The 13,554-nt window shown below is 36.4% G+C and carries 14 protein-coding genes; 13 read left to right on the top strand and 1 reads right to left on the bottom strand.

All coding sequences use genetic code 11. The features are described from left to right. The first annotated feature begins 4 nt into the window (after nucleotides 1-4). The 13 genes from hrcA to IEU51_RS02005 all read left to right on the top strand — a co-directional run bounded on the left by hrcA (nucleotide 5) and on the right by IEU51_RS02005 (nucleotide 11,975). Nucleotides 5-973 carry a heat-inducible transcriptional repressor HrcA gene (gene hrcA, locus IEU51_RS02065; protein ID WP_186087532.1) on the top strand — a complete coding sequence of 323 codons (969 nt, stop codon included), beginning with the start codon at nucleotides 5-7 and terminating at the stop codon, nucleotides 971-973. Nucleotides 974-986: 13 nt separating this feature from the next. Then, nucleotides 987-1,574, top strand: a complete 588-nt coding sequence (gene grpE / locus IEU51_RS02060; protein WP_229713796.1) for a nucleotide exchange factor GrpE — start codon at nucleotides 987-989, stop codon at nucleotides 1,572-1,574. Between the two features lie 21 nt (nucleotides 1,575-1,595). Continuing rightward, nucleotides 1,596-3,431: a molecular chaperone DnaK gene (gene dnaK, locus IEU51_RS02055; protein WP_186087551.1), complete on the top strand. Its 1,836-nt coding sequence runs from the start codon at nucleotides 1,596-1,598 to the stop codon at nucleotides 3,429-3,431. Nucleotides 3,432-3,512: 81 nt separating this feature from the next. After that, nucleotides 3,513-4,646, top strand: a complete 1,134-nt coding sequence (gene dnaJ, locus IEU51_RS02050; RefSeq protein WP_186087554.1) for a molecular chaperone DnaJ — start codon at nucleotides 3,513-3,515, stop codon at nucleotides 4,644-4,646. Nucleotides 4,647-4,649: 3 nt separating this feature from the next. After that, nucleotides 4,650-5,585: a 50S ribosomal protein L11 methyltransferase gene (gene prmA, locus IEU51_RS02045; RefSeq protein WP_186087556.1), complete on the top strand. Its 936-nt coding sequence runs from the start codon at nucleotides 4,650-4,652 to the stop codon at nucleotides 5,583-5,585. Between the two features lie 2 nt (nucleotides 5,586-5,587). Further along, nucleotides 5,588-6,316, top strand: a complete 729-nt coding sequence (locus IEU51_RS02040) for an RsmE family RNA methyltransferase (RefSeq protein ID WP_186087559.1) — start codon at nucleotides 5,588-5,590, stop codon at nucleotides 6,314-6,316. Between the two features lie 56 nt (nucleotides 6,317-6,372). After that, the gene (gene mtaB / locus IEU51_RS02035) at nucleotides 6,373-7,743 is read left to right on the top strand and encodes a tRNA (N(6)-L-threonylcarbamoyladenosine(37)-C(2))-methylthiotransferase MtaB (protein WP_186087562.1); all 1,371 of its coding nucleotides are present in this window, start codon (nucleotides 6,373-6,375) and stop codon (nucleotides 7,741-7,743) included. A gap of 15 nt (nucleotides 7,744-7,758) precedes the next feature. Continuing rightward, nucleotides 7,759-8,424, top strand: a complete 666-nt coding sequence (deoC, locus tag IEU51_RS02030; protein WP_186087565.1) for a deoxyribose-phosphate aldolase — start codon at nucleotides 7,759-7,761, stop codon at nucleotides 8,422-8,424. 104 nt (nucleotides 8,425-8,528) lie between these two features. Continuing rightward, nucleotides 8,529-8,705: a 30S ribosomal protein S21 gene (gene rpsU, locus IEU51_RS02025; protein ID WP_186087568.1), complete on the top strand. Its 177-nt coding sequence runs from the start codon at nucleotides 8,529-8,531 to the stop codon at nucleotides 8,703-8,705. Nucleotides 8,706-8,847: 142 nt separating this feature from the next. Then, nucleotides 8,848-9,492: an NfeD family protein gene (locus IEU51_RS02020; protein WP_186087571.1), complete on the top strand. Its 645-nt coding sequence runs from the start codon at nucleotides 8,848-8,850 to the stop codon at nucleotides 9,490-9,492. 15 nt (nucleotides 9,493-9,507) lie between these two features. Continuing rightward, the gene (floA, locus tag IEU51_RS02015) at nucleotides 9,508-10,515 is read left to right on the top strand and encodes a flotillin-like protein FloA (protein ID WP_186087574.1); all 1,008 of its coding nucleotides are present in this window, start codon (nucleotides 9,508-9,510) and stop codon (nucleotides 10,513-10,515) included. Between the two features lie 11 nt (nucleotides 10,516-10,526). Next, nucleotides 10,527-11,159 carry a hypothetical protein gene (locus IEU51_RS02010; RefSeq protein WP_186087577.1) on the top strand — a complete coding sequence of 211 codons (633 nt, stop codon included), beginning with the start codon at nucleotides 10,527-10,529 and terminating at the stop codon, nucleotides 11,157-11,159. Nucleotides 11,160-11,252: 93 nt separating this feature from the next. Beyond that, a complete protein-coding gene (locus tag IEU51_RS02005) occupies nucleotides 11,253-11,975 on the top strand; it encodes a YwiC-like family protein (protein ID WP_186087580.1) in 723 nt (240 codons plus the stop codon). Between the two features lie 114 nt (nucleotides 11,976-12,089). Here IEU51_RS02005 and IEU51_RS02000 read toward each other — a convergent pair whose 3' ends face one another. Beyond that, nucleotides 12,090-13,445 (bottom strand): alanine/glycine:cation symporter family protein, encoded by a 1,356-nt coding sequence (locus IEU51_RS02000; protein ID WP_186087583.1) that lies wholly within the window; start codon nucleotides 13,443-13,445, stop codon nucleotides 12,090-12,092. Nucleotides 13,446-13,554: the final 109 nt, after the last annotated feature.

Below are 13,554 nucleotides of genomic sequence, written 5' to 3'. Positions count from 1 at the left end.
TGAGGTGGATGTAGTGCTTACAGAAAGGCAGAAATCAATACTTTATTTTATAGTTGATGATTTTTTAGATGATGGTAATCCAGTTAGTTCACAGTACTTAATAGATAAGTACAAAATGAATATTTCTAGTGCGACGGTTCGTAATGAAATGGCAGTACTAGAAAGAGAAGGATTCATCACAAAAGCACATACCTCATCAGGAAGAATTCCATCAAGAAATGGACTTAAACATTATATAGAAGATATCTCAAGGAAATACGATTCTAAAAAGTCGAGTAAATTTGAGATTGATAAGTCCCTTTCAGATATTGAGATTATAGGCCAAACAATTGCCAATTCTTTTAGTGAAAAGACGCAGCATCTTGCTTATGTTACACTCACTGATGGAAAAGCAATTTTAAAAGGTGTTTATCTCACACCTTTATCAGACAACCTGATTCTAATCATTCTTGTAATGGATAGTGAATCAGTCAGAAAGTTCACAGTTGAAAAAGACGCACATATTTCCGAACAAGATATGGAAAAAGTAGGTAGAGAACTCAACAACCTTTTGCGTGAAAGACCGATTTACGATGCGTTTGAAATTCTAAAATATTATCATCAGTTAGATGATGATAGAATCAAACAATTTGTAGCTGAACTCGTTTCTAAAATAGAGAAGAACATCAGTGAAAATAACAAAATAGTCGCATATTCGGGATTACAGTTTCTATTAAAAGATTTCCAGAGCGAAATCGAAACTTTAGAAACACTTTACGAAGATATTGAGCATGCACGTTTACCTGTCATCAAAACAGATGACAATCCAATCAGTGTACTGTTCGGTGATGAACTTAGAGAAGACTATCAAACACTATCAATCATTACGACAAATATTAATCAGAATGGTTTTGATGGACAACTCATGATCATAGGACCAGAGATGATGAGGTACAAAAATGTAATTAAAGCAGTGAATGCATTTAGAAAATAAGGAGTGTGACTTTGTGAAAAAGGAAGATGTAAACGAAGAAATCACAAAGACTGGTAACGAAGAAGAAAACACGGAATCAGTTGGAGATGAAGAGACATCTTCTAATGAAGAAACTGTAGAAACTTCTACAGAGTCAGAAGTGACTGAAGAAAATTCAGAATTGAACACTTTAAAGTCTAAATTAGAAGAAGAAGAAAACAAATACTTGAAACTTTATGCTGAATTCGAGAACTACAAACGTAGAGCTAGAGAAGAAGCGGAAAGAAATAATAAATATAAAAACCAATCATTTGCTGAAGATTTGCTTTCAGTTATTGATAACTTAGAACGTGCATTACAAATTTCAGGAACTTCTGAAGAATTTGAATCTCTTCATAAAGGGGTAGAAATTGTATATAACGACTTTATTAATAAACTGAACGCAAATGGAATTACAGTAATTGAAGCACAAGATAAAGCATTTGACCCGAACTTCCACCAAGCAGTAATGACTGAAGCAGCGGAAGGCTTAGAAAGTGGAATTATTATTGAAGAATTCCAAAAGGGTTATATGTTAAAAGATAGAATACTAAGACCAGCAATGGTTAAAGTAAGCGAATAATAAATTGGAGGAATTTTTAATATGAGTAAAATTATTGGTATAGACTTAGGAACAACTAACTCAGTAGTAGCTGTATTAGAAGGTGGAGAAGCAAAAGTAATTGCTAACCGTGAAGGTAACAGAACAACTCCATCAGTAGTATCATTCAAAGACGGAGAACGCCAAGTAGGTGAAGTTGCTAAACGTCAAGCAATCACTAACCCAGATACAATCATGTCAGTTAAACGTCACATGGGTTCTGACTATAAAGTAGAAGCAGCAGGCAAAACATATTCACCAGAAGAAGTTTCAGCGATGATCTTACAAGACTTAAAAGAAACAGCTGAAAGCTATTTAGGTGAAAAAGTATCTAAAGCAGTTATCACTGTTCCAGCATACTTCAACGATTCACAACGTAAATCAACAAAAGACGCTGGTAAAATTGCAGGTCTTGAAGTTGAACGTATCATCAACGAACCAACTGCAGCAGCACTTGCTTACGGTTTAGATAAAGATGAAGTTGAAGAAAAAATCTTAGTATTCGACTTAGGTGGGGGTACATTTGACGTATCTATCCTAGAATTAGGAGATGGCGTATTCGACGTACTTGCTACAAGCGGTGATAACGAACTTGGTGGAGATGACTTCGACAACAAGATCATTGACTACCTAGTAGACCTATTCAAGAAAGACAACGGAATTGATTTATCACAAGATAAAATGGCAATGCAAAGACTTAAAGATGCAGCTGAAAAAGCGAAAAAAGACTTATCAGGTGTTACTTCAGCACAAGTTTCATTACCATTCATTTCAGCAGGATCTGCTGGTCCATTACACTTAGAAACAACACTTACACGTGCTAAATTTGATGAGTTAACTCATGATTTAGTTGAAAGAACAATGGTTCCAGTTAGAAATGCAATCAAAGATGCTGGCTTAAACTTCAGCGACCTTGATGAAGTAATCTTAGTTGGTGGTTCTACAAGAATTCCAGCTGTACAAGAAGCAATCAAAAAAGAAACAGGTAAAGAAGTTAACCGTTCAGTTAACCCTGACGAAGTAGTTGCGATGGGCGCAGCAATCCAAGGTGGAGTATTAGCAGGAGACGTTCAAGACGTAGTATTACTTGACGTAACACCACTATCACTTGGTATCGAAACTATGGGTGGAGTTAACACTGTGTTGATCGAAAGAAACACAACAATTCCAACAAGTAAATCACAAGTATTCTCAACTGCATCAGACAACCAACCAGCAGTAGACATTCATGTTCTACAAGGTGAACGTGAAATGGCAGCGGACAACAAAACACTTGGCCGTTTCCAATTAACAGATATTCCAGCAGCACCACGAGGAGTACCACAAATCGAAGTTACTTTCGATATTGACAAAAACGGTATTGTAAACGTGTCTGCTAAAGACCTAGGTACTGGTAAAGAACAAAGAATTACAATCGAGTCATCATCTAACCTTTCTGATGAAGACATCGAAAGAATGGTTAAAGAAGCAGAAGAAAACGCAGAGTCAGACAAAAAACGTCGTGAAGAAGTAGATCTTCGAAACGAAGCTGACCAACTTGTATTCTCTTCAACTAAAACAATTGAAGACTTCGGTGAAAAGGTTTCAGATGATGAAAAATCACAAATCGAAGATGCAAAATCTAAATTAGAAGAAGCATTAAAAGGTGACGACACAGAAGATATCAAAGCTAAGAAAGAAGCTCTAGAGCAAGCACTTCAAGGCATATCAATGAGAATCTACCAAGAAATGCAACAAGAACAAGGTCAGGCTGGTGCTGAAGAAGCAACTACAGAGTCAGCAGATGACGATGTAATCGATGCTGACTTTAAAGAAGTTAAAGATGACGATAATAAGTAATGTCTAGTAATAAAAGTCAAAGCCAAATGGATTGGCTTTGACTTTTTTAAATGATAATATTGGAATGTTGGAGGCGAGAATTTGGCTAAAAAAGATTATTATGACGTCCTAGGCGTCGATAAGAATGCAACAAAAGACGATATTAAGCGTGCGTATCGTAAATTATCAAAAAAATATCACCCGGATATTAACAAAGATGATGGCGCAGATGAAAAATTTAAAGAAGTAACAGAAGCATATGATGTACTTTATGATGATGAAAAACGTGCACAATATGACCGTTTCGGTCACAGCGCATTTAGTGGAGGTGCTGGAGGCGGAGGCGGCTTCAGTGGATTCGGTGGTGATGGTGGCTTCGGCGGATTCGAGGATATTTTCAGCTCTTTTTTCGGTGGCTCAAGAAGAATGGATCCAAACGCGCCAAGACGCGGAGATGATTTACAATACACTATGACAGTTGATTTTGAAGAAGCAGCATTTGGTACTACTAAAACTGTTTCAATAAAAAAAGAAGTGCTTTGTGACGTCTGTCACGGTGAAGGGGCTAAACCAGGTACATCTAAAAAGACATGTCACACATGTTCAGGTACTGGTCAAGTCACTGTTGAACAAAACACTCCATTCGGAAAAATTCATACTCAACGTACATGTCCTACATGTGGCGGTACTGGTGAAGAAATTGAACACCCATGTGATAAATGTCATGGTGCAGGTACAATCACTAAAAATGTTGAAATTGAAGTGACTGTTCCTGAAGGTATCGATAACGGGCAGCAAATTAGACTACAAGGTCAAGGTGAACCTGGAATCAATGGTGGACCTGCAGGAGACTTATATATTGTATTTAGAGTAAAACCAGATAGTAGGTTTGAACGTGATGGAGATGATGTACATTACGAACTTCCAATTACATTCTCTCAGGCAGCACTTGGTGATGAGATAGAAATTCCAACTCTACAAGGTAAAGTCTCATTAACAGTTCCTGGCGGAACACAATCTGGACGTAAGTTTAGACTGAGAGAAAAAGGTATTAAGAATGTCAATGGATTTGGATACGGTGACCAGATTGTAACAGTTAAAGTTCAAACGCCTACAAGACTATCTGAAGAAGAAAGAGACCTATTTAGAAAACTCTCACAATTAAATGGACAAACAATCAAAGAATCTAATGAAAGCTTTACTGAAAAGGCTAAAAGATTCTTTAAAGGAGAATAAAATATGAACTGGCACAAAATTTCAATTCATACAAGTGTGGATAATGAAGAAGTATTTACTGAATTCTTAACAGAAATATCTAATGGTATATCTGTCGACTATTCTATGGATATTATGAAATCTGGTGTTGAAGATTTTGACAATAAATTTAGACTGAATCCAGACGACTATCCAGATTCGGATATCAGATTAACCGTTTACTATGATGAAAGTGTGTCAGTTGATGAAAAAATATCTCAAATAGAGTCGTTTGTTAGAGAAACTACAAATTTAAGTGATAAAGAAGATGTTAAAATCACTCAAACAGTCGTACAAGAGACGGATTGGGAAAATGAGTGGAAGAAGTATTTCCATAGTTTTAGAGTCTCTGATACGTTTGTTATTGTTCCTTCTTGGGAACTTGATGATCACGAAATTAAACTAGATGATCGATTAATCAAATTGGATCCAGGAATGGCTTTTGGCACAGGAGATCATCCAACTACTTCAATGTGTTTAAAGTACATTGAAAAAATTGTTAAGCCGGAACATAAAATCATTGATGTAGGAACAGGCTCTGGAATTCTTACGATTGGTGCTCATTTGATGGGTGCTCGAGATTTAACTGCGACCGATATCGATGAGTTATCATTAAAAGTTGCAAAAGAGAATCTAGAATTAAATGACATTGATGGTGTAGATGTGCATAGTGCTGACTTACTGAAGAATGAAACAAGTAAATATGACATCGTCATCGCAAATATTCTCGCTCATGTTATTGAGATGATGATTACTGATGCATATGATTGTATAAATACTGGCGGTTACTTTATCTCTAGTGGTATTATCGTGGAGAAGAGAGACGATATACTCGCTCAATTAAAAGAAACAGGATTTACTGTACTAGAAATATTAGAAGATAATGGTTGGGTAAGTATACTCGCTAAGAAAGAGGCGTAATCATGCAACAATATTTTTCTTTCGAAGCTTTAAATCTAAATGAATATTACACTGATTTAGAAAAAGACGCGCATCACATGTTAAATGTGATGCGTATGTCTTTAGGTGATACATTCCGTGTTGTAGATAAAAACAAAAATGTCTTTAAAGCAGAACTCACAAATATTTCACCACTTACATACAAGACATTTGAAAAAGTTGAAGTCATCGATAATCAGCTACATAAGACAGTAATTTGTCCACTCTTAAAAGGTGAGAAATTCGACTTTATGATTCAAAAAGCAACTGAACTCGGTGCAGATGCATTTTTAATTTATGAAGCGGAGCATGCCGTTGTAAAATTGGATGATAAGAAAAGAAAAAATCGATTAACTCGTTTTGAAAAGATTATTCAAGGTGCCAGTGAACAGTCTAAGCGTTTATCGGTACCCACAATTGAATTTGTAGGTAAATTAAACACCATTGACTTAACGAGATTTGATGTAAATCTATTTGCATATGAAGACTTAAGCTTTAAAAAATCAGAGTCACTTATCGAAACGCTTAACAAAAATAAGAAAATTGATGCTGTATCTATCATTTTCGGACCTGAAGGCGGATTTTCAGAAAAAGAAACCAAACTTGATGAATTATCTTTTGTGAAACTGGGTGAAAGAATTCTTCGAGCAGAGACTGCACCACTCTATATGCTGTCAGTTATAGATGCTTTGTGGACTAAACGTACATTGTAAGTATAGTGGTTTTATGCTAGAATGAGTCTAAATTTAAGTAGGAAAGATTTGATTTCATGAATGAAAAAACAATTGCATTTCATACGCTCGGTTGTAAGGTGAACCACTATGAAACTGAAGCAATGTGGCAAATATTTAAAGAAGACGGATATGAGCGTGTCGATTTCGATACAAATGCAGACGTTTTCGTTATCAATACATGTACAGTAACGAATACTGGTGACAAAAAAAGTCGTCAGGTGATTCGTCGTGCAATCCGTAAAAATCCAGAAGCTGTGATTGCAGTAACAGGATGTTATGCACAAACTGCACCTAAAGAAATTATGGCAATCCCTGGTGTTGATATTATTATCGGTACGGAGGATCGTGATAAGTTACTTGGTTATGTTGAACAATATCATAGAGAACGTGAACCAATCAATGGTGTAAAAAACATCATGAAAAAACGTACGTATGAAGAAATGGATGTACCATACTTCACAGACAGAACACGTGCGACACTTAAAATTCAAGAAGGATGTAATAACTTCTGTACATTCTGTATCATTCCTTGGGCACGTGGACTTATGCGTTCAAGAGATCCAGAAAAAGTAATCGAACAAGCAACGAAACTCGTGGACGAAGGGTACAAAGAAATCGTGCTTACAGGTATTCACACTGGTGGATATGGTGAAGATTTAAAAGATTATAACTTAGCACAACTTTTACGGGATCTTGAAGAAGTAGAAGGTCTAAACCGTCTACGTATCTCAAGTATCGAAGCGAGCCAATTAACAGATGAAGTTATCGACGTAATCGATAAGTCGAATAAAATTGTAAGACACTTACACATTCCAATTCAATCAGGAAGTAATTCAGTTTTAAAACGCATGAGAAGAAAGTATACGATGGAGTTCTTTGAGTCTCGCATTGAAAAGCTTAAAAGCATCATGCCAGGTGTTGCAATTACTTCTGACGTAATCGTAGGATTCCCGGGTGAAACTGAAGAAGAGTTCATGGAGACGTATGACTTTATCGAGAAACACCATTTTTCAGAACTACATGTGTTCCCTTATTCAATTCGTACAGGTACACCAGCTGCACGTATGACAGATCAAGTTGATGAGACAATTAAGCATGAGCGTGTATCTAGACTTATTGACTTATCAGACAGACTTGCAACAAGTTATGCTGAAGGGTTTAGAGATGACGTGTTAGAGATTATTCCTGAAACTTCAAAAGATGGTAAGTTAATTGGACACTCTGATAACTACCTGAAAGTGGAGATTGATGGAGACGAGTCATTAACAGGTGAACTTGTTAAAGTTAAGATTACAGAGCCTGGATACCCAGTGTCTAAAGGTGAAGTAGTTAGAGTGTTAGAAAAACCAATGGTTAAAGAATATGCCTATCTTGACCGTAAATTAATCAATAAAATTGAGATTTAATCGGAGGATACAGTCGTGAAATTAGCAAGCTATATAGACCATACTTTATTAAAACCAGAAACAACACAAGATGATATTTTTAAACTATGCGAAGAAGCAAAAGAACATGAGTTTTTCAGTGTTTGTGTAAATCCAACATGGGTAAGTACATGTGCAGATGTACTTAAAGACTCTAGTACAAAAGTTTGTACGGTAATTGGTTTCCCACTCGGAGCAAACACAAGCGAAACTAAAGCTTTTGAAACTGTAAATGCCATAGATAATGGTGCAGATGAAATTGATATGGTTATCAATATCGGAGCATTAAAGTCTGGCAACTACGATCTCGTATACAACGATATTAAAGCTGTGTGTGACGCTGCAGAAAGTGACGCATTAGTAAAAGTAATTATTGAATCATCAATGCTTGATTCAGATGAAATCATCAAAGCATGTGAACTTTCAAAAGAAGCTGGAGCAGATTACGTTAAGACATCAACCGGATTTAATGGTGGCGGTGCAACAGTGGAAGCTATCGCACTCATGAGAATGACAGTTGGAGAAGACTTAGGTGTGAAAGCAAGTGGTGGTATTCGCAGCTATGAAGATGCAATCTCAATGATTGAAAAAGGTGCGACTCGCCTCGGAGCATCAAGTGGTGTAAAAATCGTTAATCACGAGGTTAGTGACTCTAATTATTAAATAAAGAGTTGACCATTATTGTTAATATATAATATAATACTTCTATGGTACTCTTGTACCTTTATTAATGTTCTATGTGTTATTTCGGAGGGAGGGACACACTTATGAGTAAGACAGTAGTCAGAAAAAACGAATCAATCGAAGATGCACTTCGTCGTTTCAAGCGTACAGTTTCTAAAAACGGTACAATTGCAGAGGCTCGTAAAAGAGAATTTTACGAAAAACCTTCTGTAAAACGTAAGAAGAAGTCAGAAGCAGCACGTAAACGTAAATTTAGATAATAAATTTATTTATATAGTATAGTGTAAGCTCCCTCGAGTAACATGACTATATATCATGAGACGATAATTTTATCGTCTCTTTTTTTATATATCATTGTTTAATTGAAGTTGATTCATGTATACTGAAAAGGAGGCTAGCAACATGGAATCTTTAGTATCATTTATTACATATCCTGTGACTTCTGGTATATTACTGTTGATATTCTTTTCGAGTATCGTCTACCAAGTATTTTCTGAACGAATCAATGTTTCTACACTATTGGCAATCATCTCAATTAGTGTCTATTACATTGGGCACTTCTTTAATGGTGGGTTTACTTTTATGTCATTGGCATTACTATTTTTTGGTGTCATACTACTCACATTAGAGTTTTTTGTTATTGGGTTAATTCTTGGTGCAATTGGGTTAGCGATGATCATATTCAGCATGATAATGGTCACAACTGATCCTACAGTATACGGAATTGTACTTCTGATAGTCCTTGTCATCACGGTAATTGAAGTAGGTGTATTTATTAAAATGAAGAAAAAACGAGTTCCACTCTGGAAACGCTTAATTTTGACGGATGCTACAGACACTGAAAGTGGCTATACGTCGTTTGACGATAGAGGATACCTCGTCGGTGAAGTGGGAGTTACAGTGACTCCTTTAAGACCATCTGGAACAGTCTTAATTGATGATAAAAGAATAGACGCAGTTGCAGATGGTACATTCATCAATGCCAACGTGGATGTCAAAGTAGTATATGTGGAAGGAACTAGGATCGTTGTTAGGCCTGTAAACTAATTAGGAGTGATTTATATGACAGTTGGATTTCTTTCTGGAGGAGCAATCGCATTAGTCTTCTTTCTTATTATTGGACTAATTATTTTATCGATTATTCTTTCATTTGTACCAATCGGTTTATGGATTTCTGCACTCGCTGCAGGAGTTCGAGTAGGTATCTTCTCACTCATTGGGATGAGATTAAGACGTGTTAGACCAAAACGAGTTATTGAGCCATTAATTAAAGCGAGAAAAGCAGGGATTCAAGTAACAACGAACCAACTTGAGTCACACTACCTTGCTGGTGGTAACGTTGACCGCGTTGTTGACGCATTAATTGCAGCACAACGTGCAGATATCAGTCTTACATTTGAAAGATGTGCGGCGATCGACTTAGCTGGACGTGACGTACTAGAAGCTGTACAAATGTCTGTTAACCCTAAAGTAATTGAAACACCATTTATTGCAGGTGTAGCAATGAACGGTATCGAAGTTAAAGCAAAAGCAAGAATCACAGTTCGAGCAAACATCGAACGACTTGTCGGTGGTGCGGGTGAAGAAACAATCGTTGCACGTGTTGGTGAAGGTATCGTATCTACAATCGGTTCATCACAACACCACACATCAGTTTTAGAAAATCCAGACAGAATCTCTAGAACGGTTTTAGACAAAGGTCTGGATTCAGGAACTGCATTTGAAATTCTTTCAATCGATATTGCAGACGTTGACGTTGGTAAAAACATCGGTGCGGATCTTCAAACTGAACAAGCGGTTGCAGATAAAAACATTGCTCAAGCGAAAGCAGAAGAACGTCGTGCAATGGCAGTAGCACAAGAGCAAGAAATGAAAGCACGTGTACAAGAAATGAGAGCGAAAGTGGTAGAAGCAGAATCTAAAGTACCACTTGCATTCGCGAAAGCATTAGAAGAAGGTCATATTACAGTATCAGAATACTACGACCTTAAAAATATTGAAGCAGATACAAACATGAGAGACTCAATTAACAAGTTGACGAACCCAACTCAATATAACGATAAAGAGTAGGATGTGATCACATGGAATTTTTAGTTCCACTACTCATTTTTGGTATAGGTATTGCCTTTTCAGCAGTACAATCTGCTCAAGAATCTAAAAAGAAACAAAAAAGAAATATTGATTTAGATAAGCTGGAAAGACCAAAACCTAAGAATACACCATTACCAAAACAAAAGCCTATGAATAACGAGAATCAAGCAGAAAATGGTAAAAGTATTTGGCAAACCCTTGTTGATGACTTTAAAGAAGAGTATCAAAAGCTGGAACAAGAGGAACAACGAAAAGAGCAGCCAAGACAAACTACTGAGAGACAACCATATTCTCCTAAACAACAGTCTAAGAGATTAGAACAAGACATGAAAAACGCACTGGAGCGTTCTAAGACAGCTGCAAGACAGACAGCTAGACGTACAGAAGAAAGAACACGTAAACGTCCCGAAGTCGCTAAGCCAGAAGTTCATGTTGCAGAAGTAGCTGAATCAAATGTCAAAGTTGATAAACCTGTAGTAGGTGTTACAAAAAACTCTAAAAAACCAAACGTACACCCTACATTTGATGTCGGCAATATCTCTTTTGATGAAAAGGCGTTTGTTAATGGTGTAATCATGAATGAAATACTAGGACCACCTAAATCAAGACAGAAACGAAGATAATTTCTTCGTTTCTTTTTAATTCACAAATATGTGAAAAATTGGCCATGATTTATGTGTTTATCTCGCTATAATTATAGGTGAGAGGTGTCTATCATGAAGTTTAAAAAGCAAAACCAACATGGTGCATGGGCAATGGTGTTTATGCCACCAATCATTGGTATACTCGCAAATGGTTTTAATATATCACAGGTTCTTTTTATAATCGGATGGTTACTCATATTTTTTTCAGCAGATCAAGTCCTGTTCTTCATAAAAACATTAAGAAGAAAACAGTATGGATATATAAAATCAGCGATTCTATTCGCTAGCATTGCTGCAATTCTATTTATTTACCCTTTAATTGTGGATTACAGAATCATCTATTTCTTTTTACTTATGATTCCGTTTGGTTTCATTAATGCATATTTTTCTAAGAAGAAAGATGAAAGAAATATACTTAACGATGTTTCAGCGATCATAATCTTCTCAATGGCTGGAGCTACTGTATCATTTTTAAATGCACATGAAATAAACTTTGGTGTATTATTTGCATTTGTTGTATCGTTTTTATACTTTATGGGAGTCACATTCGTAGTTAAGACAGTTATTCGCGAGAAGAATAACCCAGTGTATAAGAATTTAAGTTTTGGATATAACACACTCGTATTTGTTGGTATGTTATTTATGCACTGGTTACTTGGAGTCGCCTTCATCTTCGGAATGATCCGCGCAATCTATGTATATGGAAGAGGATGGACACCAAAGAAATTAGGTATTATGGAGATATTTCATGCCATCTGGGTAACCGTATGGTGTGGAATTTATTTGATCATTTAATAGCAAGTAAAATATAAAAGAAATTAAAAACACTTGACTCCTAGGGGAGAAGCATTTGCATAAGACTACAGTCTTTTGCAGACGCCCCAAAAAAGCAAGTGTGTTTTTAATTTTCTAGTCATTTGGTTTTACGTTTTTAAAGAAGTCTATTGTCAATTCTTTTACTTTTGGTGCGAGTAATACTACTGCGATAATGTTTGGTATGAGTACAAAGGCGAGTGTTAAGTCGAGTAGACTCCATACTGTATTTCCTAGACTCAGTGCTCCGAGTACTATCGCTATTACATATACAAATTTCATCACTTTACCTGCCCAGAGACCAAAGAGATATTCTGCCATTCTTGAACCGTAGAAAATGATGACTATAATTGTTGATATAACAAAGAATGTGAGTGATATAGATACTAATATACTCCCCCATGATCCAAATGCATCTCCGAATGCGCGTGCTGTGAGTGCGCCTGGATTCACTTGTGCTTCTTCTGTATCGTAAAGTCCTGACAGTAACACAACGAATGCTGTTGTTGAACAGATAATCACTGTATCTACGATGATTTCAGCAACGCCCCAGAATCCTTGTCGAACGGGATGATCGGTTTTAGCTGCGGCATGCGCGATAGGAGACGTCCCCATACCTGCTTCGTTTGAGTAGATGCCTCGAGCAAATCCCCAACGTATTGTTGTAGCAAGTGCAGCTCCGACTCCACCTCCGACAGCAGCATCTGGTTTAAATGCTTTTTCAATCACGAGCATTACAATTTCAGGTATAGCTGTAATATTCATAATGATAATAATAAATCCAAATAAAAGATAAAAGAAAACCATAAACGGTACGATAATTTCTGTCACACTAGCAATGCGTTTTACACCACCAAAAACAACAAGAGCAGCGACGATAGCGACAACCACACCAGTAATCCACGGTGCAATATTAAATGTATCTTCAATCGTAGATGCAACTGAGTTTCCTTGAACCATCGCACTTGGAATAATCTCTATGACGATAGCGATTGCAAAAAATGATGCTAAAAATGTACCAAGTTTCTTATTCTTTATTCCTTTTTTCATGTAGTATGTCGGTCCACCAACAAATTCACCAACAGCATTCTTCTCACGATAAAATACACCGAGAACAACTTCACTATACTTTAATGCCATACCAAAGAATGCAATAAAAATCATCCAGAAAACAGCACCAGGACCACCGAGTGCAATAGCAACTGGTACCCCAATGATATTAGCAGCACCTACAGTGGACGATAGGGCAGACGTGAGTGCTTGTCTTGGTGTAATCGTTCCTTCGCCTTTAACAGGTTTATTTATGCTGAAAAACGTTTGCTTAATAATATAGAAGAAATGCCTAAATTGAATTCCTTTTAAATAGAAACTAAGAAAAATACTTGCAGCGAATAACAGGATAACAATAGGGTATCCCCACAACCAATCTGTAAACTTAACAACTGTCTCCATATTACACCTCATCTTTTTAGTATTTTAATACATAATAAATCATAAAAAAACATATAGCTAGAATATTTCAAAAACTGTAGTAATAAATTTTAAACACGTGTAATCTAAA

This window comes from Phocicoccus schoeneichii (genome assembly GCF_014635565.1).
Classification (GTDB): domain Bacteria; phylum Bacillota; class Bacilli; order Staphylococcales; family Salinicoccaceae; genus Phocicoccus; species Phocicoccus schoeneichii.
This window is presented reverse-complemented; position numbering and strand designations above follow the sequence as displayed.

Bases quoted from the DNA above. Each gene is read 5' to 3' on its own strand.
- rpsU (WP_186087568.1), top strand. From the start codon at position 8,529: ATGAGTAAGACAGTAGTCAGAAAAAACGAATCAATCGAAGATGCACTT.
- IEU51_RS02005 (WP_186087580.1), top strand. From the start codon at position 11,253: ATGAAGTTTAAAAAGCAAAACCAACATGGTGCATGGGCAATGGTGTTT.
- dnaK (WP_186087551.1), top strand. From the start codon at position 1,596: ATGAGTAAAATTATTGGTATAGACTTAGGAACAACTAACTCAGTAGTA.
- IEU51_RS02040 (WP_186087559.1), top strand. From the start codon at position 5,588: ATGCAACAATATTTTTCTTTCGAAGCTTTAAATCTAAATGAATATTAC.
- IEU51_RS02010 (WP_186087577.1), top strand. From the start codon at position 10,527: ATGGAATTTTTAGTTCCACTACTCATTTTTGGTATAGGTATTGCCTTT.
- IEU51_RS02000 (WP_186087583.1), bottom strand. From the start codon at position 13,445: ATGGAGACAGTTGTTAAGTTTACAGATTGGTTGTGGGGATACCCTATT.
- prmA (WP_186087556.1), top strand. From the start codon at position 4,650: ATGAACTGGCACAAAATTTCAATTCATACAAGTGTGGATAATGAAGAA.
- mtaB (WP_186087562.1), top strand. From the start codon at position 6,373: ATGAATGAAAAAACAATTGCATTTCATACGCTCGGTTGTAAGGTGAAC.
- IEU51_RS02020 (WP_186087571.1), top strand. From the start codon at position 8,848: ATGGAATCTTTAGTATCATTTATTACATATCCTGTGACTTCTGGTATA.
- floA (WP_186087574.1), top strand. From the start codon at position 9,508: ATGACAGTTGGATTTCTTTCTGGAGGAGCAATCGCATTAGTCTTCTTT.